Genomic DNA, 21,513 nt, shown 5'->3' with positions numbered 1-21,513 from the left:
TTAACCCCCGGAATTGCCCTCCATGCCCAGACCTCGCCTGTCCGCCGCGCACCGCGTCGTCGTGGAGACCAATCCGTGGTTCGCCTCCATGCCCCGCGCCCAGCGGGAAGGTCTTCTCGGCGCGGCCGAACTGATCCACCTGCGGCGCGGTGCGATGGTGTTCAGGCAGGGCGATCCGGTGCACGTGGCGGGCGCGGCCTTTTTCGGTCTGGCCGCGGGGACGATCAAGATTTCGACATTGCGGCAGGACGGCCGCGAAGCCATCCTCGCCGTGCTGGAGCCCGGCAACTGGTTCGGCGAGATCAGCCTGATCGACGGCTCGCCGCGCACCCACGATGCGACGGCGCTGTCCGCGCTGGACCTGCTGGCCGTTCCCTTCGAGGCCTTCGCGCACCAGATGGAGGGAGCAGCCTTTGCACGCGCGATCGCCGCCTTGCTGGCGGCGCGCGTGCGCGGCCTCTACGGACTGATGGAGGACGCCACGCTGCGCGGCTTGCGCGCCCGCGTCGCGCGTCGGCTGCTCGCGCTGGCGCGGGGCGATGCGACGCAATCGCCCGACCCGCGCCGCAGCGTGGCGCTGCCTCAGGAGGCGCTGGCGATGATGCTCGGCGTGACGCGGCAGACCTTGTCGAAGGAACTCAACGCCCTGGCGCACGAAGGCGTGATCGCGCTGGGCTATGGGCGGATCGAGTTGCTCTCCCTCGATGCGCTGCAACAGTTGGGCAGCGCCGGGTAGGGCCTCAGCGAAGCACGCGTCCGTCCTTGGTGATGCTGATGAGGTCGATGGTCCGCCCGGGATCGCGTAGGCCCGGCCGCAGGTTGATGCGGAAGCCGCCCACGTCGTAGTCCGTCATGCCTGCCATGACGCGCTGAATCGCGGCCGGCGTGAACCCGCGGCCCGCCCGGCGCACCGCTTCGCCCGCCGCCTTGGTGGCGATGAAGCCTTCGAGGCCTTCATACGACGGCGTCTGGTCGGAGTTGTCGACGGCGGCGAGGTATTCCTTGACGATCGGGATCGCCGAGGAGCGCGGCGAGGGCACCACCTGCGAGATCACGATGCCGCCGATGTCCTTGCCGAGTGCCGTGTAGAGCGGATCGATGCCCACGATCGAGAACGCCATGAAGGCTCCGGCATAGCCGCGCTTGCGCAGCTTGCGGATCACGTTGGCCGTGGTGCCCGAGAGCGATACCAGAACGATGGCCTGCGGCGATTGCTTCTGCACCTCGGCGAGCGCCGCATCCACCTTGTCGCCAGACGCGGGCACCAGCGCGGTTGCGACCAGTGGCGCGAGCTTGAGATCAGCCGCCGCCTGCTGCACTGCCGCGAGCCCGGCGCGACCCATGGCGTCGTCGTCGCCGATCAAGGCGATGCGCGTCTGTCCGACGGTGGCGCACTGGCGGACGATCTTGAAGGCCTCGTCGGCCATGCTGGGCCGGACGTGGAACACGTGAGGGTGGCCCGCTGCACGCAGGTTGTCCGCTGCCGCGAAGGGGGCGAACAGCACCGAGCCCTGCTGCGCTGCTGCGGCCGCGCCGGCTTCGCTGCTGGCGGTTCCGACAAAGCCGAAGAGCATGTCCGCCTTGTCGGTGGTGAGAAGGGTGCGGGCGTTCGTGGCCGCGCGCGCGGCGTCATATCCATCGTCGAGCTGCAGCAGCTTCAGCTGGATGCCGCCGCCGGCGCCGCTTTCGTTGAATTCGGTCGCATAAAGCCGGCAACCCGCCGCGAACGCCAGGCCGATCTCGCTGGCCGCACCGGTCAACGGGACCGATTGGCCCAGGACGACGGTGCGCGCGGCGGAGGCCGTGGCGCGCGTCGTCGTCTGGGCGTGGCTCGTCCCGCCCGCATACAGCCCTCCACCGAGGAACAGTGCGGCGCCAGTCTTGCCGAGCCAGGCCCTGCGTGACAGGTTCATCAGACACCTTTCGTTGTAATTGACAAAAAAATGTAGCAACTTCGATGCCGTAAATGAAGGCAGTAAGTCACGGCCGGTCGTTCTCTGTCGGGCTTGTGGCACCAGAGCTGGGCCGCAATGGCCTTGCATTTGTAAACTTTTGTATTTCGACTGTGGCTTATTGCACAGTGAAAAAGTGCCATCCACTGTCACCATTCCCGCTGGACCGGAATCCATCCGGCTGGATGAAATGAAGCAAAAGTCACTCGATATCGCATTGCTGGAAAACGCGCTGGCCGCCATTGAAAAGGTGCTCGCCCACGCCGACAGCGAACTCCAAGGCGCCCCGTATCTCGGGCCCACCGCCAACGTTCCCCTCGAAGCCCTGGGCGGTGATCCGCAGAGCCAAGAACAGCGCCTGCGCACCAGCGCCGCGCAGTCCGCCATCAACATCTGCCTCAGCTCCGCGGCCGCGCTGGTCGACGTCAGCCAGGCTCTGATGGGCACTCCCAAGGATCGGTCGCGACAGGATCTCGAGCGCGAGTGGCAGGCGCTGATCACCCACACCAAGATCGCGAGCCGTTCTGCCTACCGTGCCGCGCTCATCATGGCGGCGCAGAAGAACCTGGTCGCGGCGCAAGGCCTTGCAGCCGACGAAGCGGAAGACCTCTCCATCCTCACGCACTGACCGCCAGCCCACATGAAGGTGAGATGCCCGATTTGCGACACCGAGAACCGCGGTATCGCCAAGTTCTGCATCGGGTGCGTGAACCCGTTGCCGACGGCTCTTGCGGCGCTGGGATCTGCACGGACGGAATTTTCACCACCGCCTGAGTCGTCCCGGCGGCCGAAGGCAGGACCCGCGTTGGCTCCGGTTCACGAGCCGAACCGGGGCGCGTGGTTCACCATTGGGGGGCTGGTCGTTGCACTGACCGTGGGTTCCGCAGCGGGGTGGCTGCTCTCGGGCCCCGGCGCGGTGTACAAGGCCGAGCCGGTGGCGGCCTCATCGCCGCCCCTGCATGCTCCCGCGTCGCCCGCTCAGAAGGACAGGGTCGCAAAGCCTGTCGCAGCGGCCCGACCCATGCCACGTGAATTCGTCGAACCCGGCGCAGCCTGCGCGGGCCTGAACTTCTTCGCCGCAGCGCGGTGCATGGCCGCTCAATGCCTGAAGCCGGCCTTCAAGCCGCACGCACAGTGCGAGGCCGTGCGCAGACAGCAGCGGCTCGAAGCGGAAAAGCGCAATCCGATCCTGGCGAACTGAGCTCGATGCTCAGACCCGTTCGAACACCACGTCCCACACACCGTGGCCGAGTTTGAGACCGCGGTTCTCGAACTTGGTGAGCGGGCGATAAGCCGGCTTGGGCGCATAGGCCTCGGCCGTGTTGCGCAGCAGCGGCTCTTGCGAAAGCACTTCGAGCATCTGTTCGGCGTAGGGTTGCCAGTCGGTGGCGCAATGCAAGTAGCCGCCGGGCGCCAGTCGTTCCGCCAGCTTGCGAACGAAGGGTGACTGGATCAGCCGGCGCTTGTTGTGCCGCGTCTTGTGCCACGGGTCCGGAAAGAACACGTGCACGCCGGCCAGCGTCGCAGGCTGCAGCATGTGGTCCAGCACATCGACGGCGTCATGCGCGCAGATGCGGATGTTTTGCAGGTTCTGCTCGCCGATGCGCTTGAGCAGCGCGCCGACGCCGGGCTCGTGCACTTCGCAGCAGAGGAAGTTCTTTTCCGGCATCAGTGCGGCGATGTGCGCTGTGGCCTCGCCCATGCCGAAACCGATCTCCAGGATGGTGGGCGCATTGCGGCCGAAGGTCGCTTCGAAGTGGAGCGGCGCGGCGCGGTAGGGCAGCAGGAACTGCGGCCCGAATTGCTCATAGGCCCGGGCCTGGCCCTCGGTCGTGCGGCCGCCGCGCTTGACGAAGCTTTTCAGGCGGCGATGGAGCGGATGCGCCTCGCCAGTGGGTTTGTCGCCGGCGGGCATGTCGTCCGGCGGATCGCGGGGGAGGTCGGTAGTGGGGCTGGTCATCACGGCCGCGGATTGTAGAGTTCGCGCCACTGAGGCACCCAGGTCGCGAGCGCTTCGGCGGTCGATGAGGTTCCCGCGGCGGTCAAACCCAGCACCTGCGCCGCCGAGTTCAGGGCGGCCAGCGCATCCGCGGATGTGGCGGTCGTCAGGGGTGTTGCGCCGTTCTGCTTGGAGAGCTTGTCGCCATCGGCGCCCCGCACCAGGGGTGTGTGCAGGTAGCTCGGCGTGGGTACGCGAAGCGCTTGCTGAAGCAGGATCTGGCGCGCAGTGTTGTCCGCCAGGTCTTCGCCACGCACGACGTCGGTCACGCCCTGATCGGCGTCATCGACCACGACAGCGAGTTGATAGGCCCAGGGGCCGTCGGCGCGCTTGAGCACGAAGTCGCCGACCTCGTTCGTCACGTTCTGCGCCTGGCTGCCGAGGCGGCGGTCGGCCCAGTGCAGGCCGGTCGATTTCCTGTCGGCCTCGAACTTGGCGACGGCAAAGCGCCATGCACGCGCCGGCTTTCCGTGCAGTCCGTCGCGGCAGGTGCCCGGGTAGATGCGCTCGCCGTGGCGCGCATGCACGATGCCGCTGCGCGCGAGCGCCTCGTCGATGTCCTTGCGCGAACAGCCGCAGGGGTAGGCCAACTGCGCGGCCTTGAGCTTGTCGAGCGCCCGTTCGTAGGGCCCGGTGCGCCGGGTCTGCCAGACGGGCGTATCGTCAGGCGTCAATCCGCACGCGGCGAGCTGCCGGAGAATTTCCTCTCCCATGCCAGGCAGGCAGCGCTCGGTATCGGCATCCTCGATCCGCACCAGCCAACGGGCCTGCGGACCCGTCGCTCGCACATCCAGCCAACTGGCGAGCGCGGCCACCAATGACCCGGCGTGCAGCGGCCCGGTGGGCGAGGGTGCGAACCGGCCGATCCGAAGCATCACCGCGGGAGGGGCGTCAAGCTACCTTGAGCGCCAGGGTGAGACCCGACAGGAAAGCATCCTCGACCCGGTGCCCCGTGCACCAGTCGCCAGCGACGCCGATGCGTGCCTTGGCGTCCCACAGATGCGGCTTGCCGACGGGTATTTGCGTCTGTGCCTCCGCCCAGCAGCGTGCCTGTGCGTGCGAAGGTTCGGCGCGGATGCCGGTGATCTCGGCGAAGGCGCGCAGGAGCTTGGCTTCGACTCTCGGCGCATCGTCGCGCAGATGTTCCTGCGACCAGGCTGCGCTGGCCTGCAGGGTCCAGCGCTCGATGCGGTCGCGGCCGGGCTTGGACGATTCGCGGGCGAGCCATGCCACGCGGTGGTGCGTGCTGCGCGCGGCATTCCACTGCGGGCCCAGGTGCGACATGGTCGGCTGGTTGGCCTGGGGGAAGGCGATCATCAAGGTCCAGCACGGAGCGATGCGCACCGCTTCGATCTTCTGGCTGATCTCCTGCGAATGCTTGCCGTTGTCCAGCAGGGCGCGCGTCCGGGACGGCGGCACTGCCAGCAGCACCGTGTCGAAACCTGAATAGACATGCGTCGAATCGTCGACGCCCGCGGTGCGCAACTGCCAGCGCTTGGCGTCGAGTGCATCGCGTTCGATGTGGGTCACTTGCGTTTGCGTGACGAGCGAATCGCCCAGCGGCACCGACCAATTCGCGACCAGCGCATCCATGCCGGGCTGCGCGACCCAATGCGGTTCGAGCGCGGGCAGGGCGGCTTCGGCGACGCGGCCGTGCGCGTCGAGCACGCGCACGAGGTTCGCGCTCCAGGGCTTGCACACCTTGGGCGCGGTTTCGAGCGCGCGCGCAAAGCGGGGGTCGCGCACGGTGAAGTACTGGGCGCCGCTGTCGAACCGGCCGAACGGCGTCGATTCGCTCGCCATGCGGCCGCCCGCGCCGACTTCGCGCTCGAACACGGTGACGCGGTGCCCCGCCTGAAGCAGCGTGCGGGCGCATGCCACACCGGCGATGCCCGCGCCGATGACGGCGAGATGGCGCGATGCGGTGGATCGGTGACGGTCGGCGACAGGTCGAATGGTCATGGCAGTCTCATGTTGGTGTGGCAGTCGAAGCACTCTAACCGGGTTGGCGGCCTCATCGGCCGGCGCCGCCTGGTCATCTTCCGCGGTGGCGCTCCAGGAGGGCGCGACGCGTACCTTCGTGTTCGAACTGCTCCAGCCACCATTGCATTCCCCGGCCTGGCTGGCCGGCTGTGCGAACGCGCCACGCGCAATGCATGGTGGCGACGGGCGGAACGCGCTCGGTGCGTCGTTCGACCAGGTGACCCGCTTCGATGTACGGGCGCGCCATCGGCTCCGGCAGGAAACCGCCGCCCAACCCGTGAAGCTGCGCCGCCAGCTTGGCCTGCATGGTCGGCACGGTCAGCACATCCTGGCCGCCCACCAGATTGACGGTCATGCTCGGGCCCGCGCGCGATGAATCGGCGGCGGCCACGGCACGGTACTGGCGCAGCACTTCGTCGCTCAGCGGTTCCTCCATCCGTGCCAGCGGATGGTGCGGGGCGACGGCGTAGACGAAGGCCAGTTCCCCCAGCGGACGGCTGCGGATGCCCGTCGCGGTGAAGGCCAGGCTGGCTGCGTCGAGCACCGCACCGACCGCGAGGTCGGCCTCGCCGGAGGTCAGCGCCTCGATGGTGCCCAGCAGCGTTTCGTCGCGCAGCTTGAGGCGTGTCGGCGGCTCGAGCGCGTAGAAGGAGTTCACGAGATCGAGCAGCGGGTCGCGCGCGATGACGCTGTCGACCGCGATCGTGAGCATCGGCTCCCAGCCCGTGGCCACGCGCTTGACGCGGTTGGCCACCGAATCGATTTCGCCCAGCAGCCGCGAGGCCTCGCGCAACAGTTCCTGGCCGGCCTCTGTCACGCGTGCCTGCCGGCCGCTGCGGTCGAACAGCAGCACGTCCAGTGCGTCCTCGATCAGCCGCACTCGGTAGCTCAATGCGCTCGGCACCACGTTCAGCGCCCGGGCCGCGGCGGCAAAGCTGCCGGTGCTCGCCACGGTCTGCAGCATCGATAGCGCATCGGGTGTCAGGACATCGCGAGCAGTGGGCATGGTGGCCGATTGATCAAAAAAATTGAATGATGCCATCAAACGGCATTGCTTTTGCCCCAGGTCTGCCGCCCTAAAGTTCCATACATCCGCTGCGCACAGGGCGCGGCATTCGAAGAGCCCTCTAGACGAGGGCAGGAGTTCAACGATGTTGCAAGTCCGCAAATCCCAGGAACGCGGTTATGCCGATCACGGCTGGCTGCGCTCCTTCCACAGCTTCTCCTTTGCGGGGTACTACGACCCGGCCCACATGGGTTTCGGCAATCTGCGCGTGATCAACGAAGATCGCGTCGCCGCGGGCGCCGGCTTCGGCACCCACGGCCACAAGGACATGGAAATCATCAGCTACGTGCTGTCCGGGGAGCTCGCTCACAAGGACAGCATGGGCAATGTCGAATCCATTCCTCCGGGCGACGTGCAGCGCATGAGCGCGGGCCGTGGCGTGATGCACAGCGAGTTCAACCACAAGGCCGACGAGACCACGCACTTCCTGCAGATCTGGATCGAGCCGAACGTGCGCGGCATCGCTCCGGGCTATGAGCAGAAGACGTTCCCCGAAGCCGAGAAGCGCGGCAAGCTGCGGCTGGTCGCATCGCCCGACGGCGCGGACGGCTCGGTGCTCGTGCATGCCGACGCGCGCCTCTTCGCAGGGCTGCTCGATGGCGACGAGAAGGCCAGCCTGACGCTCGACCCGAAGCGCAAGAGCTACGTGCACCTAGTGCGCGGCGAGCTCGAGGCCAATGGCACGAAGCTCGCTACCGGCGATGCGGCCTTGCTCGAAGGCGAATCGCAACTGACGCTCGGCGCCGGCAAGAATGCCGAAGTGCTCGTGTTCGACCTCGCGGCCTGAAGCCGCGCAACCTATTTTTTCAACCCAGGAGTAAATCCCATGTCCACCACCACCGCAAACTACGCCGCTCCGGCAACCGCAGGCGCTGCGCAAGACACGCTGGCACTCATTGGTCGCGTACTGATCGCGTTGCTCTTCGTGCCCGCCGGCTTCGGCAAGATCAGCGGCTTCGCTGGCGTCGTCGGATACATCGGCGCAGTCGGCCTGCCGCTGCCGGCGCTCGGCGCGGTCATCGCGATCGCCGTCGAACTCGGACTCGGCCTGTTGCTTCTCGTCGGCTACAAGACGCGCATCGTGTCCATCATCCTGGCCGTGTTCACGGTTGCGACGGCTGTGTTCTTCCACAACTACTGGGCCATGCCTGCCGACAAGGCGTACGTCAACCAGCTGATGTTCTTCAAGAACATTGCGATCGCCGGTGGCCTGCTCGCGATTGCCGCTCTCGGCGCTGGTCGGTTCAGCCTGGACCGGAGATAACCCCCAGGCTTGCCCACTTCGTGTGGCCGCCCACCCCCTTTCAGGGGGCAACGCCTGCGGACCGGCCAAGCTGGTCCGTGGCGTTTCTGGCTTGAGACGCCGTAGGATGCGGCGATTCATTGACTAGGAAGTATCGATGGCTGACATCGTTGTCGTTTTTCATTCGGGCTACGGGCACACCCAGCGCGTTGCCCAGGCGGTGGCCGAAGGGGCCGGCGCGCATCTGCTGGCGATCGATGCCGACGGCAATCTGCCGGCGCACGGCTGGGAAATGCTCGCCGGCGCCGACGCGATCATCTTCGGCTCGCCCACCTACATGGGCGGAGCGAGCTGGCAGTTCAAGAAATTCGCGGACGCATCGTCCAAGGTCTGGTTCAAGCAGGGCTGGAAGGACAAGCTGTTCGCCGGCTTCAGCAACAGCGCCGCCATGAACGGTGACAAGGACGCTACGCTCACTTACCTCTGGCACCTCGCCATGCAGCACGGCGGCCTCTGGGTCAGCCTCGGGATCATGCCGAGCAACGACAAGGCGGCGAAGCGCGATTCGATCAACTACGTCGGCGGCTACAACGGCCTGCTGACCACTTCGCCTACCGATGCGAGCCCGGCCGACATGGCGCGTGGTGACCTCGACACCGCGCGCGCGTTCGGCGAGCGTGTAGCTGAGGTGGCAACATCACGCACCCCGAATCACTGAATCGTCCCACGGAGTACCACGATGACCGCACCACTGCTGCTGCAACCGCATGACAAGGACTTAGGTGGGGGCTTCAAGGTCCGGCGCCTGCTGCCGGCGGCGAAGCGGCGTTCTGTGGGGCCCTTCGTGTTCTTCGACCACTTCGGGCCGGCGACCGAGCAGCCCGGCTCGGAGCATGACGTGCGGCCTCATCCGCACATCGGCCTCGCGACCGTGACCTATCTGTTCGAGGGCGCGATGATGCATCGCGACAGCCTCGGCAGCGTGCAGGAAATCCGCCCCGGTGCAATCAACTGGATGACCGCCGGGCGCGGCATTGTGCACTCCGAGCGCAAGCCAGAGCGCTTGCTCGATGCGACCTACATCAACCACGGTCTGCAGCTCTGGGCCGCCTTGCCGCAGGCGCACGAGGAGGTCGAACCCAGCTTTGCGCACACGGCCGCGGCGGACATCCCGTCGCTCGACCTGCAAGGTGTGCAGGTCCGCGTGCTCGTGGGCGAGGCTTTTGGGGTGCGCTCGCCCGTGGCAACCTTCTCGAAGACGATCTATCTGGATCTGGCCTTGCCGGCAGGCGCTCGTTTCGAATTGCCGGCGCTGGCGCCGGAACTGGCGATCTATCCCGTCGACGGCGATGCATCGCTCGACGGCGAGCCGGTTGCGCAACACACCATGGCGATGCTGCCTGACGGCGAGGGCGGTGTGCTGACTGCGCAAGCGGCTGTCCGCGTCGTCGTGATCGGCGGCGAGCCACTCGACGGCCCGCGCTTCATCACCTGGAACTTCGTTTCGAGCCGGCGCGATCGCATCCTCGAAGCCGGCGCCGACTGGTCCGCTCAACGCATGGGCCACGTGCCCGGCGAGACCGAATTCATCCCGCTGCCCGGCCATCCCTTCCAGGTGCAGGCGCCTGCGGATTCCGGCACGACGCCGGTCTGAAATTCAACGCTTGATCGAGATGTCCGGGTCCTCGGCGGCCCGGGCGCTCACGCCACTCGCGCGCGCCCTCAGGTCCGGCGACAGCGATTCGCGGCCGTCGAAGACGAAGCACTCGCCCTGGTAGTGCGAGCCGCCCACTTCCTCGAAATACTTGAGGATGCCGCCTTCGAGCTGCAGCACATCAGCCACGCCGACTTCCCGCATCAGGATCGCGGCCTTCTCGCATCGGATGCCGCCGGTGCAGAAGCTGACCACGGTCTTGCCCGCGAGATCGTCGCGGTGTTTCTGCAGAGCTTTGGGGAATTCGGTGAACTTGTGGATGCGCCAGTCGATGGCGCCTTCGAAAGTGCCGTAGTCGACCTCGAAGGCATTTCGAGTGTCGAGCAGCGCGACCGGCTTGCCGGCATCGTCGTGCCCCTGGTCGAGCCAGCGCTTGAGCGTCGGCGCGTCCACGCCGGGCGCGCGCCCGGCGGCGGGTTGGATGGCGGGATGATCCATGCGGATGATCTCGCGCTTGAGTTTCACGAGCATGCGGCGGAAGGGCTGCGAGGCAGACCAGCTTTCCTTCGCTTCCAGATCGTCGAAGCGCGCATCCGCACGCAGCGTCGCCAGAAACGCGCGCACGGAATCCACCGTGCCCGCCAGGAATAGGTTGATGCCTTCCGGCGCAATCAGGATCGTGCCCTTGAGCGCGAGCGCATGGGTCTGCGCACGAAGCGCTTCACGCAGTTCGGCGGCGTCGTCGATCGGGACGAACTTGTAGGCCGCGATATTCAGAATCTCTTGCACGGGGCGGGATTGTAGGTGGGGCGCGCAAGCTAGGGAGAGCGAGATCACATCGTGGAGGTCGCGCTTTCTACAATGAGCAGATGTTCGTTCACCTGCGCCTGCACACCGAGTTTTCCGTCGTCGACGGCACCAACCGCATCGATGAAGTCGTCAAGGCTGCCGCGGCCGACGGCCAGCCTTCGCTGGCGATCACCGACCTCAACAATCTCTTCGGCGCCGTCAAGTTCTACAAGGAAGCGCGCGGCAAAGGCGTCAAGCCGGTGCTGGGCGCCGAGGTCTTCGTCGAGGGGCTGAGTGCCGAGCCGGGCGCGCTGACGCGCATCGTCCTGCTGGTGCAGAACAAGGAAGGCTATCTCCATCTTTCCGAACTGCTCGCGCGCGCCTGGACGCAGAACGTCGGCCGTGGGCAGGCCCAGGCCGCCTGCAAGCTGGCCTGGCTGGAAGAACTCCAGGGCGGGCTGATCGCGTTGTCGGGCGCGCAGGCCGGGCCGCTCGGCGCGCCGTTGCTGCAAGGCCAGGCCGAGCGTGCTGCCGAGATCGCGCTTCAGTTGGCGGGGCTTTTTCCGCACCGCTTCTACATCGAGCTGCAACGCGCCGGGCGCCCTGAAGACGAGCCCCACGTGGTGGCAGCGGTGCAGCTGGCCGCGCGACTCAGGCTGCCGGTGGTCGCGACGCATCCGGTGCAGTTCGCCACCGCCGACGACTATGAGGCGCACGAGGCTCGCGTCTGCATCTCCGAAGGCGAAATCCTGGGCAACCCGCGCCGCATCCGCAAGTTCACGCGCGAGCAGTACTTCAAGTCATCCGCCGAGATGACCCGGCTGTTTGCCGACGTGCCGAGCGCGATCGCCAACACGGTCGAGATCGCCAAGCGCTGCAACCTCACGCTGGTGCTCGGCAAGCCGCAGCTGCCGAACTTCCCGACGCCCAACAACATGCCGATCGCGGAGTATTTCCGGGTCGCTTCCTTCGAGGGCCTGGAAGAGCGTCTCGCGCACTTGTATCCCGACGTGGCCAGGCGCGACGCCGAACGCCCGCGCTACGTGGAGCGCCTGGAGTTCGAGATCAACACCATCCTCAAGATGGGGTTCCCGGGCTACTTCCTGATCGTGGGCGACTTCATCAACTGGGCCAAGAAAAACGGCTGCCCCGTGGGGCCGGGCCGGGGCTCGGGCGCGGGCTCGCTGGTGGCGTACGCGCTCAAGATCACCGACCTCGATCCGCTCGAATACAAGCTGCTGTTCGAACGTTTCCTGAACCCCGAGCGCGTCTCGATGCCCGACTTCGACATCGACTTCTGCCAGGGCAACCGGGACCGGGTGATCGACTACGTCAAGGACAAGTACGGCCGCGATGCCGTGAGCCAGATCGCGACCTTCGGAACGATGGCCGCGCGCGCCGCCATCCGCGACGTGGGCCGGGTGCTCGACATGAGCTACATGTTCTGCGACGGCATCAGCAAGCTGATTCCGAACAAGCCCGGCCAGCCGGTGACGATCCAGTATCCGCCGTCGCCCAAGCCCGAGAACGACAAGAACAACTACGCCATCGAGATGGAGCCGCAGCTCGCGGCCCGCATCGAGAAGGAGGAAGAAGTCCGCATGCTGGTCGAGCTCGCACAGAAGCTCGAAGGCATGACCCGCAACATCGGCATGCACGCCGGTGGCGTGCTGATCGCGCCGGGCAAGCTCACCGACTTCTGTCCGCTCTACCAGCAGCCGGGCAGCGACTCGGCCGTGAGCCAGTACGACAAGGACGACGTCGAGGCCGTCGGCCTGGTGAAGTTCGACTTCCTGGGCCTGGCGACGCTCACGATCCTCGAGATCGCGAAGGAGTTCATCGTCCAGCGCCACAAGGGGCAGGAGAACTTCGCCTACGAGAACATCCGGCTCGACGACGTGCCGACCTACAAGCTGTTTTCCGAGGGCAAGACCGAGGCCGTGTTCCAGTTCGAATCGCGCGGCATGCAGGGCATGCTGAAGGACGCGCGTCCGACGCGGCTGGAAGACCTGATCGCGCTGAACGCGCTGTACCGTCCGGGTCCGATGGACCTGATCCCCAGCTTCGTCGCGCGCAAGCACGGTCGCGAGACGGTGGAGTATCCGCACCCGCTGGTGGCCGACATGCTTTCCGAGACCTACGGAATCATGGTCTACCAGGAGCAGGTGATGCAGACCGCGCAGATCCTGGGCGGCTACTCGCTCGGCGGCGCCGACTTGCTGCGTCGCGCGATGGGCAAGAAGAAGGCCGAGGAGATGGCCGAGCACCGCGAGATCTTCCGCAAGGGTGCCGCCAAGAACGACATCGACCAGAAGAAGGCCGACGAGATCTTCGACTTGATGGAGAAGTTCGCGGGCTACGGCTTCAACAAGTCGCACGCGGCCGCTTACTCGCTGCTGGCCTATCACACGGGCTGGCTCAAGGTGCACTTCACGGCCGAGTTCTTCTGCGCGAACATGACCGTGGAAATGGACGACACCGACAAGCTCAAGGTGCTGTTCGAGGATGCGCAGAAGAACTTCGGCATGACTTTCGAGCCGCCGGACGTGAACCGCGGCAACTATCGCTTCGAGCCGGTCAACGACAACGTCATCCGCTACGGGCTGGGCGCGGTGAAGGGCACCGGGCAGCTTGCCGTCGAGGCGATCGTCCGGGCGCGCGAAGCAGGCGGTCCGTTCAAGAGTCTGTTCGACTTCTGCGTGCGCGTGGACCGGCAGCGCATCAACAAGCGCACGGTCGAAGCGTTGATCAAGGCCGGCGCCTTCGATTCGCTCCAGCAGAACCGCGCGTCGCTGATCGCCTCGGTCGATCGAGCCTACGAATTCGCCGTCGCGACCGAAGCCAATGCCGCGCAGGTCGACATCTTCGGCGACAGCGAGCACGGCTCCGCCACACAGGAACCCGAACTGGTCGACGCTACGCCCTGGGGCGTGAAGGAGCGCCTGACCTACGAGAAGACGGCGGTCGGTTTCTATCTGTCCGGACACCTCTTCGACGAAGTCGCGCACGAGGTGCGGCGCTTCTGCAAGCGCGAGATCGACGACCTGATGGACACCCGCGACCAGCAGGTCATCGCCGGCATCGTGAGCGACTTTCGCGTGATCAACGGCCAGCGCGGCCGGCTCGCCATCTTCAAGCTCGACGACAAGTCGGGCGCGATCGATGCGACGGCCGACGAGGCGCTCTTCAACGCCAACCGCAACGTGCTCAAGGACGACGAGCTGGTGATCGTGAGCGGACGCCTGCAGCCCGGCCGTGGAGGCTTCGAGGCGCGCTTCCAGGTCCAGCAGGTGTGGGATCTGGCGACGGCGCGCTGTCGCTTCGGCAAGTTCCTGCGCGTGGCAGTCAACGGCAAGGCGCCGGACATCGCCCGGATGGTGAAGGACTTTCCGCCGCGCACCGAGCAGAGCGAGCACGGCGAGTTGCAGCAGGGGCTGGGTGTGCGTCTCTCGATCGCGCGCAGCGGCGCGCAGGTCGAATTGCAACTGGGCGAACGCGCGAAGTTCTTCCCGACCGATGCGGCGCTGGCCAGCTGGATGGCCCAGGCCGATGCGGGCAAGGCCGCGATCGTCTACGACTAAGGCGTTTGGGCACCATGATTGCAGCGGACCAGAAACTGTTCCTGCTGTTGAACGCGGACAAGGACGCGTACGCCTGGGTGGTCGACGCTGGTCATTTCCTCGCGGTCCATGCTCATTGGCTTTTGCTGCTGCTTCCCGTAGGGCTGGCACTTCATCGCTGGAGGCAGCAGCTGCTCAGGCCGACGTTTGCGGCCTTGCTGGCGATCGCGCTCGGCAGCATCGCCTGCAACCTCATCGGGGAGGTCTGGGATCGTCCGAGGCCCGTCGAGCTCGGTCTCGGTCACCAGCATCTGGAATCCGGTTTCGGCCCGTCCTTCCCGAGCAGTCACGCCACCGTGTACGCAGCCCTGGCGTTTTCGTTCCTGCTGGTAGCGAATTGCAGGGCCGTTGGATGCGTTCTGCTGGTCCTGGCCGGCCTCGTGAGCCTCGCCCGAGTGGTCGTTGGGGTGCACTATCCATTGGACATCGCGGCCGGCATGGCGATCGGAGGTTTGGCTGCCGTTGCCGCGCATTCGCTGATCGCCTGGCTCTGGAAGCGTATCCATCTGCACCCCGGCCCACGGTGAATCGTCGGGCCGGCCTGCGTTCTCGGCCTCGATGCCGAGGGTCAGGCCCTTCCCAGACCCCGGAGGGTCAGCGCTTTGGACGCAGCGTGACGATCAGCCGTGGAGGCACGGTGCCATCGACATCGCGCGGGAGCTTCTCGGTCTTCTGTAGTGCGCGCAACGCGGCTTCGTCCCATGCCGGCAGACCGCTGGATTTCGAGAGTGCCGGCGTGCCGACGATGGTGCCGTCGGGCGCAAGGCGAACGTCGAACTCCGCCCCTGGATTGCCGCTGACAAGGTCCGCATCCGGGAACACGACGTTGGGTCGCACCACTGCGGCGACCTTTCCGCCGTAGCTGCCGGAGGGTCCCGAAGACTTCGCTGCCACGCCTTCGCCGCCAGTACCCGCCATGGCCTGCATGCGCTTGAGCGTCGCGGCACGGTCGGCAGCAGCGGCCTGGGCCGCCTGCTTGGCGTCAGCTTCCTTCTTCTTGGCGGCTTCGGCCTGCTTGGCCTCTGCCTCCTGGCGCTTCTTCAGTTCGGCCTGCTTCTGCTGCTCGGCTTTCCTGCGCTCGGCCTCGTCCTCGGCACGCTCACGGGCCTCGGCTTCTTTCTTTTCCTGAGCGGCCTTCTTTGCGGCCTCGAGCTTCTTCTGTTGCTGCGCCTGCTGCTCCAGTTCGCGCTCGCGCTCCTTCTGCTCCTTCAGCTTCTTCTCGCGTTCGAGCGCGATATCAGGTGCCTTGGGCGCCGGCGTGGGCTCGGGCGGTTTCACCGCCTGGGGCGGCGGCGGTGGGGGAGGCGGGGGCGGTGGTGCAGGGGTCGGCACCGGAGGCGGCGGCGTGGGCACGGGCGGCGCAACGGCGCGCGGGGCGGCCTGCTGGACGGTCGAGGACCACAGCTCGGCCTCGGCCGCGTCGTTTTCCGCCTCGCGCCGCCAGCTCACGCCCCAGGTCAGCGCGGCGATGAGCAGCGCATGGGCGATCAGCGCCAGCAGCACGGCGCGCGGCGTGCCGCGCTGCGGCGGCGGCGCGAATTCGGGACGGTCTGCGGCGAGCGACATGCCTTACTTTGCGCCTGTGGTCTGCACCGAGAGGCCGACGCGCTCGATGCCGCTGCGCTTGAGCTGATTCATCGCCTTGACCACTGTTTCGTACTTGACTGACTTGTCGGCGCTGATGACCACGGGGCGCTCCGTATCGCCACCCTGAGCGTTCTTGGCGGCGGAGCCGATCTGCGTCATCGGGATCGAGCTGCCGCCGCTCCCGGTGGACGGGTCCTTCTTGATCTGCACTTCGTCGTCGCTCTTGATCACGATCTCGATCGGCTTGTCGGGCTGCTTGTTGGCGCGATCGACGCTCGGCAGGTTGATCACGCTAGGCGTGATGAGCGGCGCCGTGACCATGAAGATGATCAGCAGCACCAGCATCACGTCGATGAACGGGACCATGTTGATCTCGTTGATCGTTCGGCGGCCGCGGCCGCGGGAAGACATGGCTGGCATGGCGAGGTGCTCCGCTTCAGCGGCCCGTGGCCGGGGTGACGGACGTCGGGTTGACGTGCGCCGTCAGGTTGCGCTGCAGGATGTTCGAGAACTCTTCGATGAAGGTCTCGAGCGCAATGGCGATCTTGTCGATTTCGCGGGCGAAGCGGTTGTAGGCGACCACGGCCGGGATGGCGGCGAAGAGGCCGATCGCGGTGGCGACCAGCGCTTCCGCGATGCCGGGTGCCACGGTCGACAGCGTGACCTGTGCCAGTGCGGCCAGGCCGGTGAAGGCATGCATGATCCCCCACACCGTGCCGAAGAGACCGACATAGGGCGAGACCGAACCGACGGTGGCGAGGAACGAGAGGTTCTGCTCGACCGCGTCCAGTTCGCGCTGGAAGCTCGCCCGCATCGCACGGCGCGCGCCGTCCAGGAGCGTGCCGGTGTCCGACACATGGCGCTCGCGCAGCTTCTGGTATTCGCGCATGCCGGAGGCAAAGATGCGTTCCATGGGGCCGGCGAATTTGGCGTTCTGCGCCGCAGAGGAAAACAGCTCGTTCAGGCTGGTGCCCGACCAGAAATCACGTTCGAAGTCCTCATTGAGCGAGCGCGTGCGCTTGAGGGAGAAGTATTTACGGAAGATCGCCGCCCAGCTCGCGACGGAAACCACGATGAGCAGCAGCACGACGAGCTGCACCGGGAGGCTGGCGTGCAGCAGCAGGGAAAGGATCGACAGGTCTTGATTCATGGCTTGAGAGGTTGAGACATGGAGCCGGCGTAGCGCTCGAGGGTTCCCGAAACTTTTCCAGGAATGCGCGCAGGCCGCAGTGTGTTGGCGTTGACCCAGCCGATGCGGATCGTGCCTTCGCACAACAGGCTGCCTTCGGCGGCAGCAACGCCTTCATCGGCGATTTGCTCTGATTTTGATAGCACGCGCTGCGCGATTATCAATGACGCGGAGCCGATCTGGCGCAGTTCGGCTGTAACGAGCAGTTCATCGTCGAGCCGGGCAGGGCGGTGGTACTTGAGCTGGGTCTCGCTGACCACGAAGATGCCGCCCGTCTCTTCGCGCAGCTTGCCTTGCGCGATGCCCAGCGAGCGCAGCCACTCGGTGCGGGCGCGCTCCATGAACTTGAGGTAGTTGGCATAGAACACGATGCCGCCGGCATCGGTGTCCTCCCAGTAGACGCGAATGGGCAGCGCAAAACTCATGCGGGAACGGTGGCTTCCGCCCAGGCACGCAAGCGCGCGACCGATTCTTCGAGGTGCGCCATCGAACTGGCCGTCGAGAAGCGGACGAAGCGTCCTGTTTCGGCCGAGCCGAAGTCGCGGCCTGGCGTGACGGCGACGTGCGCCTGCTTCATCGCTTCGAAGGCGAAATCCCAGCTGCCGGCGATGCCGAGCCTTTCCGCGAACGAGCTGCAGTCGGCCCAGGCGTAGAAAGCGCCGTCGGGCATCACAGGCACCTGGAGGCCGAGCGCGTTGAGCTGTGGAATGAACCAGTCGCGCCGTGCCTTGAACTCGGCGCGGCGGCGTTCGTACTCGGTGATGCTGTCGGCTTCGAAGCAGGCCAGCGCCGCGTACTGCGACACCGTGCTTGCGCAGATGAAGAGGTTCTGCGCCAGCCGCTCGACTGCCGGCACGAGCGCGTCGGGCACCACCAGCCAGCCCAGGCGCCAGCCGGTCATGTTGAAGTACTTGCTGAAGCTGTTGATGCTGATGACCTGGTCGTCGATCGCGAGCGCGGTCTGGCCGAAGGCGTCGTCGTAGGACAGGCCGAGGTAGATCTCATCGATCATCGTGATGCCGCCGCGCCGCGACACGACCTCGTGGATGCGCCTCAGTTCATCGGGCGCGATCGAGGTGCCGGTCGGGTTGGACGGCGAGGCCAGCAGCACGCCGCGTGTGCGGTCGGTCCACGCGGCTTCGACCTTGGCGGCGCTGAGCTGGAAGCGCTCGGCAGCCGTGGTCGGCACCAGCACGGCGCGGCCGTCGGCTGCGGTGACGAAATGGCGGTTGCATGGATAGCTCGGGTCGGGCAGCAGCATCTCGTCGCCGGCCTCGATCAGCGCCAGGCAAGCAAGCTGCAATGCGGCCGACGCGCCGGCCGTGATGACGATGCGGCGTGCCGGCACGTCGACGCCGAAGCGTTGTGCATACCAGCCGCTGATGCGTTCGCGCAGGTGATCGAGGCCGGTGGCCTGGGTGTACTGCGTGGCGCCTGCACGGACGGCGCGTGCGGCGGCTTCCTGGACCAGCGGCGGCGCGGTGAAGTCGGGTTCGCCGATGTTCAGGAAGATCATCGGCCGATCGGTGTGCGCGACCTCGCCTGCGAGCCTGGAAGCTGCCTTGGCCACTTCCATGACATAGAACGGCTCGATGCGTTCCGCGCGCTTCGAAATCCTCATGGCTTCGCCTTCCCACTGGCGCGATCGGCTTCGACCTCAGCGGCACGCAGCTGAGGCGCGAGCCCGTTGAGCACGGCGTTCACGTACTTGTGGCCGTCGGTGCCGCCGAATTCCTTGGCAAGCTCGATGCACTCGTTGAGCACCACGCGCCAGGGCACGTCGAGGCAGTTCTGGAACTCGTACACGCCGATCCACATCACTGCATGCTCGATCGGGGAGATTTCCTCGAGCTTGCGGTCGAGCAGGGGGACGATCAGTGCGTCGAGCTGGTCCGCCGCCTCGATCGAGCCGTGCAGCAGCGCGTCGTAGTGCGCCGCGTCGGCCTTGTGGAAGCCGGCGAGATCGCGCGTGAACTGGTCGATCGACTCTGCGTCGTTGCGGCCCACGATGTGCTGGTAGAGCGCCTGCACGGCGAACTCGCGCGCACGGCTGCGCGTCGACTTGGCCGATGCCTTGCGCGCGCCTGTGCTGGTGAGCCCAGTGCGGGACTGGCGCGGCTTGCCGCTGGATGCTTTGGTGTCTTCGGTCATGAAAAGGTGGCGAGCAGTTGCGCCATCTCGACTGCGACACGTGCTGCATCGCGGCCCTTGTCGGTCTGTCGCGCGATGGCCTGTTCGAGGTTTTCGGTGGTGAGGATCGCGTTGGCGATCGGGATGCGGTAGTCCAGCGCCAGGCGGCTCACGCTCGCGCCCGATTCGTTGGCCACCAGTTCGAAGTGGTAGGTTTCGCCGCGGATGATGCAGCCCAGCGCGACCAGTGCGTGATAGCGGTTGCGCTCGGCCAGCGCCTGCAGCGCGACCGGCACTTCGAGCGCACCGGGCACGCTCAGGTGGTCGATGTCGGCCTCGGCGACGCCCAGCGCCGCGAGTTCGGCGCGGCAGGCCTTGGCGAGCGCGTCGGTGATGTCTTCATTGAAGCGCGCCTGGACGATGCCGATGCGCAGGCCCTTGCCGTTGAGCTCGACGTCGCTGCCCTTGTTTGCGTGTTGCATCAGGTCTCGTCTTTCGTGATGTAGCCGGCGATCTCCAGGCCGTAGCCTGCCGCCATGCTGGGCATGCGGCGCGGCGTGCCCAGCAGATTCATCTTGTGCACGCCGCATTCGCGCAGGATCTGCGCGCCGATGCCGTAGCTGCGCAGGTCCATGCGGCCGCGTTCGGGGGCCTGGGCCGGACGCGCGGTGCCATCGAATTGCGACAGCAGCTCGGCGCCGGTTTCGCCGCAGTTCAGCAGCACGGCGACGCCTTTGCCTTCGGCCGCGAGGTGGGCGAGGCTGGCGTCGAGGCTCCAGGAGTGCAGTGCGCGGTTCAGTTCCAGCGCGTCGAGCACCGACAGCGGCTCGTGCACACGCACGTCCACCGTGTCGCCGGTATTCCATTGGCCGCGCACCAGAGCCAGGTGCACGCCGTTGCTGGGCTTGTCCTTGAAGGCATGGGCCGTGAACGGGCCCCACGCAGTCTGGATCTCGCGGCAACCAACCTTCTCGATCAGCGATTCGGTCCGGCTGCGGTGCTCTATCAGCGCGGCGATGGTGCCGATCTTGATCCCGTGCTCGGCGGCGAAGAGCTGCAGGTCGGGCAGCCGCGCCATCGTGCCGTCTTCGTTCATGACTTCGCAGATCACGGCGGAAGGCGAGCAGCCGGCCATGGCGGCCAGGTCGCAGCCGGCTTCGGTATGGCCGGCGCGCATGAGCACGCCGCCGTCGACCGCTTGCAAGGGGAAGATGTGGCCGGGCTGGACCAGGTCGGCCGCGACCGCATTGGACGCGACCGCGGCCTGAACGGTGCGCGAGCGGTCTGCGGCGGAAATGCCGGTCGTCACGCCCTCGGCCGCCTCGATCGACACCGTGAATGCAGTCGAATGCTTGGCGCCGTTGCGCGCCACCATCGGCGGCAGTTGCAGCCGCTCGCACATCTCGCGCGACAGCGTGAGGCAGATCAGCCCGCGGGCATGGCGCGCCATGAAGTTGATGGCTTCGGGCGTGACGTGGTCGGCGGCGAGGACGATGTCGCCTTCGTTCTCGCGGTCTTCCTCATCGACCAGGATCACCATGCGGCCGGCGCGAAGCTCGGCCACGATCTCTTCGACCGGGGAAATCGGCGCTGGCGCACGGCCGTTGCGCGAGGCGCCGATCGGCGTGACGGATGCATTCATGGGGAGCTGTCTTTCTGTGGCATTGGAATGGCGCCGGCCTGGAGCATGCGCTCCACGTAGCGCGCGACGGTGTCGATCTCGAGGTTGACGCGGCTGCCCGCCTTCAGGCTGCCGAGCCCCGTGTTCTCGACCGTGTGGGGGATCAGGTTGATGCTGATTTCGCTGCCCTGCGGGCCGTCGCTCACGCTGTTGACAGTGAGGCTGACGCCGTTGATCGTGATCGAGCCCTTGTAGGCCAGGAACCGCGCGAGGGCGGGTGGCGCGAGCACGCGCAGCTCCCAGCTTTCGCCGACGGGCTCGAACCGGCTGACGGTGCCGATGCCGTCGACGTGGCCGGACACGATGTGGCCGCCCAGCCGGTCGCTGGCGCGAAGGGCCTTCTCGAGATTGACGCGCGCCGCTTCTTCCGACAGGCCAGCCGTCTTGTCGAGCGATTCGGCCGAGATGTCGATGGTGAAGAGCTGTTGCGCAGGGTCGAGCGTGGTGACGGTCATGCACGCGCCGTTGAGCGCGATGCTGTCACCGAGACCCACGTCGTCGAGGTACCCGTCAGGCACTGCGATGCTGAGCCGCTTGCCGTGGGATGAAGAGCTTCCGAGGTCGTGGACGGCGGCGATGCGCCCCACGCCGGTGATGATTCCGGTGAACATCCCGGCATT

Annotated in this window: 24 protein-coding genes; 9 read left to right on the top strand and 15 right to left on the bottom strand. The window is 66.6% G+C overall.

Annotated elements, in window-relative coordinates:
• The first annotated feature begins 13 nt into the window (after window positions 1-13).
• Window positions 14-736 (top strand): Crp/Fnr family transcriptional regulator, encoded by a 723-nt coding sequence (locus QTI04_RS06575; protein WP_286614594.1) that lies wholly within the window; start codon window positions 14-16, stop codon window positions 734-736.
• 4 nt (window positions 737-740) lie between these two features.
• Here the strand turns inward: QTI04_RS06575 and QTI04_RS06570 are convergent, their stop codons facing one another.
• A complete protein-coding gene (locus QTI04_RS06570) occupies window positions 741-1,913 on the bottom strand; it encodes an ABC transporter substrate-binding protein (protein ID WP_286614593.1) in 1,173 nt (390 codons plus the stop codon).
• 229 nt (window positions 1,914-2,142) lie between these two features.
• Between QTI04_RS06570 and QTI04_RS06565 the strand changes: the two genes are divergently transcribed.
• Window positions 2,143-2,580 (top strand): hypothetical protein, encoded by a 438-nt coding sequence (locus tag QTI04_RS06565; RefSeq protein ID WP_286603400.1) that lies wholly within the window; start codon window positions 2,143-2,145, stop codon window positions 2,578-2,580.
• Window positions 2,581-2,757: 177 nt separating this feature from the next.
• Window positions 2,758-3,153 (top strand): hypothetical protein, encoded by a 396-nt coding sequence (locus tag QTI04_RS06560; protein WP_286614591.1) that lies wholly within the window; start codon window positions 2,758-2,760, stop codon window positions 3,151-3,153.
• Between the two features lie 9 nt (window positions 3,154-3,162).
• On the opposite strand, the gene trmB is transcribed toward QTI04_RS06560, so the two are convergent.
• From trmB to QTI04_RS06540, 4 genes are all read right to left on the bottom strand, one after another.
• Window positions 3,163-3,912, bottom strand: coding sequence for a tRNA (guanosine(46)-N7)-methyltransferase TrmB (trmB, locus tag QTI04_RS06555; protein ID WP_286603397.1), 750 nt, complete (start codon window positions 3,910-3,912; stop codon window positions 3,163-3,165).
• The gene (gene gluQRS, locus QTI04_RS06550; RefSeq protein ID WP_286603493.1) at window positions 3,912-4,826 is read right to left on the bottom strand and encodes a tRNA glutamyl-Q(34) synthetase GluQRS; all 915 of its coding nucleotides are present in this window, start codon (window positions 4,824-4,826) and stop codon (window positions 3,912-3,914) included. The genes trmB and gluQRS overlap by 1 nt, the downstream gene beginning before the upstream one ends.
• Before the next feature lie 16 nt (window positions 4,827-4,842).
• Window positions 4,843-5,913: an NAD(P)/FAD-dependent oxidoreductase gene (locus QTI04_RS06545; RefSeq protein ID WP_286614590.1), complete on the bottom strand. Its 1,071-nt coding sequence runs from the start codon at window positions 5,911-5,913 to the stop codon at window positions 4,843-4,845.
• 73 nt (window positions 5,914-5,986) lie between these two features.
• Window positions 5,987-6,940 carry a LysR family transcriptional regulator gene (locus QTI04_RS06540; protein WP_286603394.1) on the bottom strand — a complete coding sequence of 318 codons (954 nt, stop codon included), beginning with the start codon at window positions 6,938-6,940 and terminating at the stop codon, window positions 5,987-5,989.
• A 145-nt stretch (window positions 6,941-7,085) separates the two neighbouring features.
• Here QTI04_RS06540 and QTI04_RS06535 point away from each other — a divergent pair, with 145 nt between their 5' ends.
• The 4 genes from QTI04_RS06535 (at window position 7,086) to QTI04_RS06520 (ending at window position 9,897) form a co-directional block, all read left to right on the top strand.
• The gene (locus tag QTI04_RS06535; RefSeq protein WP_286603392.1) at window positions 7,086-7,787 is read left to right on the top strand and encodes a pirin family protein; all 702 of its coding nucleotides are present in this window, start codon (window positions 7,086-7,088) and stop codon (window positions 7,785-7,787) included.
• A gap of 39 nt (window positions 7,788-7,826) precedes the next feature.
• The gene (locus QTI04_RS06530) at window positions 7,827-8,264 is read left to right on the top strand and encodes a DoxX family protein (protein WP_286603390.1); all 438 of its coding nucleotides are present in this window, start codon (window positions 7,827-7,829) and stop codon (window positions 8,262-8,264) included.
• A 136-nt stretch (window positions 8,265-8,400) separates the two neighbouring features.
• Window positions 8,401-8,961: a flavodoxin family protein gene (locus QTI04_RS06525; RefSeq protein WP_286614589.1), complete on the top strand. Its 561-nt coding sequence runs from the start codon at window positions 8,401-8,403 to the stop codon at window positions 8,959-8,961.
• Between the two features lie 21 nt (window positions 8,962-8,982).
• Window positions 8,983-9,897 (top strand): pirin family protein, encoded by a 915-nt coding sequence (locus QTI04_RS06520; protein WP_286614587.1) that lies wholly within the window; start codon window positions 8,983-8,985, stop codon window positions 9,895-9,897.
• Between the two features lie 3 nt (window positions 9,898-9,900).
• On the opposite strand, the gene QTI04_RS06515 is transcribed toward QTI04_RS06520, so the two are convergent.
• Window positions 9,901-10,686, bottom strand: coding sequence for a sulfurtransferase (locus tag QTI04_RS06515; RefSeq protein WP_286603387.1), 786 nt, complete (start codon window positions 10,684-10,686; stop codon window positions 9,901-9,903).
• Between the two features lie 80 nt (window positions 10,687-10,766).
• On the opposite strand from QTI04_RS06515, the gene dnaE reads away from it, so the two are divergent.
• Together dnaE and QTI04_RS06505 are read left to right on the top strand one after the other, a co-directional pair.
• On the top strand, window positions 10,767-14,267 hold the full coding sequence (dnaE, locus tag QTI04_RS06510; protein WP_286614586.1) for a DNA polymerase III subunit alpha: 3,501 nt from the start codon (window positions 10,767-10,769) through the stop codon (window positions 14,265-14,267).
• A 47-nt stretch (window positions 14,268-14,314) separates the two neighbouring features.
• Window positions 14,315-14,833 carry a phosphatase PAP2 family protein gene (locus tag QTI04_RS06505; protein WP_286614584.1) on the top strand — a complete coding sequence of 173 codons (519 nt, stop codon included), beginning with the start codon at window positions 14,315-14,317 and terminating at the stop codon, window positions 14,831-14,833.
• Window positions 14,834-14,900: 67 nt separating this feature from the next.
• Here the strand turns inward: QTI04_RS06505 and tolA are convergent, their stop codons facing one another.
• Genes tolA through QTI04_RS06460 form a run of 9 tightly spaced genes read right to left on the bottom strand, consistent with a single transcriptional unit; the run spans window position 14,901 to window position 21,504 of the window.
• The gene (gene tolA / locus QTI04_RS06500) at window positions 14,901-15,872 is read right to left on the bottom strand and encodes a cell envelope integrity protein TolA (protein ID WP_286614582.1); all 972 of its coding nucleotides are present in this window, start codon (window positions 15,870-15,872) and stop codon (window positions 14,901-14,903) included.
• A gap of 3 nt (window positions 15,873-15,875) precedes the next feature.
• On the bottom strand, window positions 15,876-16,313 hold the full coding sequence (locus QTI04_RS06495) for a biopolymer transporter ExbD (RefSeq protein ID WP_286614581.1): 438 nt from the start codon (window positions 16,311-16,313) through the stop codon (window positions 15,876-15,878).
• Between the two features lie 16 nt (window positions 16,314-16,329).
• Window positions 16,330-17,043, bottom strand: coding sequence for a protein TolQ (gene tolQ, locus QTI04_RS06490; protein WP_286603383.1), 714 nt, complete (start codon window positions 17,041-17,043; stop codon window positions 16,330-16,332).
• Complete coding sequence (gene ybgC / locus QTI04_RS06485) at window positions 17,040-17,507, bottom strand: tol-pal system-associated acyl-CoA thioesterase (RefSeq protein ID WP_286603381.1); 468 nt, start codon at window positions 17,505-17,507, stop codon at window positions 17,040-17,042. Before ybgC ends, tolQ begins: the two co-directional genes overlap by 4 nt.
• On the bottom strand, window positions 17,504-18,703 hold the full coding sequence (locus QTI04_RS06480) for a pyridoxal phosphate-dependent aminotransferase (protein ID WP_286614579.1): 1,200 nt from the start codon (window positions 18,701-18,703) through the stop codon (window positions 17,504-17,506). The genes ybgC and QTI04_RS06480 overlap by 4 nt, the downstream gene beginning before the upstream one ends.
• Window positions 18,700-19,233: a transcription antitermination factor NusB gene (nusB, locus tag QTI04_RS06475; protein ID WP_286603379.1), complete on the bottom strand. Its 534-nt coding sequence runs from the start codon at window positions 19,231-19,233 to the stop codon at window positions 18,700-18,702. The genes QTI04_RS06480 and nusB overlap by 4 nt, the downstream gene beginning before the upstream one ends.
• Window positions 19,230-19,694: a 6,7-dimethyl-8-ribityllumazine synthase gene (ribH, locus tag QTI04_RS06470; protein ID WP_286614578.1), complete on the bottom strand. Its 465-nt coding sequence runs from the start codon at window positions 19,692-19,694 to the stop codon at window positions 19,230-19,232. The genes nusB and ribH overlap by 4 nt, the downstream gene beginning before the upstream one ends.
• Window positions 19,694-20,854, bottom strand: a complete 1,161-nt coding sequence (gene ribBA / locus QTI04_RS06465; protein ID WP_286603376.1) for a bifunctional 3,4-dihydroxy-2-butanone-4-phosphate synthase/GTP cyclohydrolase II — start codon at window positions 20,852-20,854, stop codon at window positions 19,694-19,696. The genes ribH and ribBA overlap by 1 nt, the downstream gene beginning before the upstream one ends.
• Complete coding sequence (locus QTI04_RS06460) at window positions 20,851-21,504, bottom strand: riboflavin synthase (RefSeq protein WP_286614577.1); 654 nt, start codon at window positions 21,502-21,504, stop codon at window positions 20,851-20,853. Before QTI04_RS06460 ends, ribBA begins: the two co-directional genes overlap by 4 nt.
• Between the last annotated feature and the right edge of the window lie 9 nt (window positions 21,505-21,513).

The sequence above is a fragment of the Variovorax sp. J22R115 genome, assembly GCF_030317005.1.
Lineage (GTDB): Bacteria > Pseudomonadota > Gammaproteobacteria > Burkholderiales > Burkholderiaceae_C > Variovorax.
Note: the sequence above shows the minus strand (reverse complement) of the source record. Positions and strands in the feature narration are given on the sequence as shown.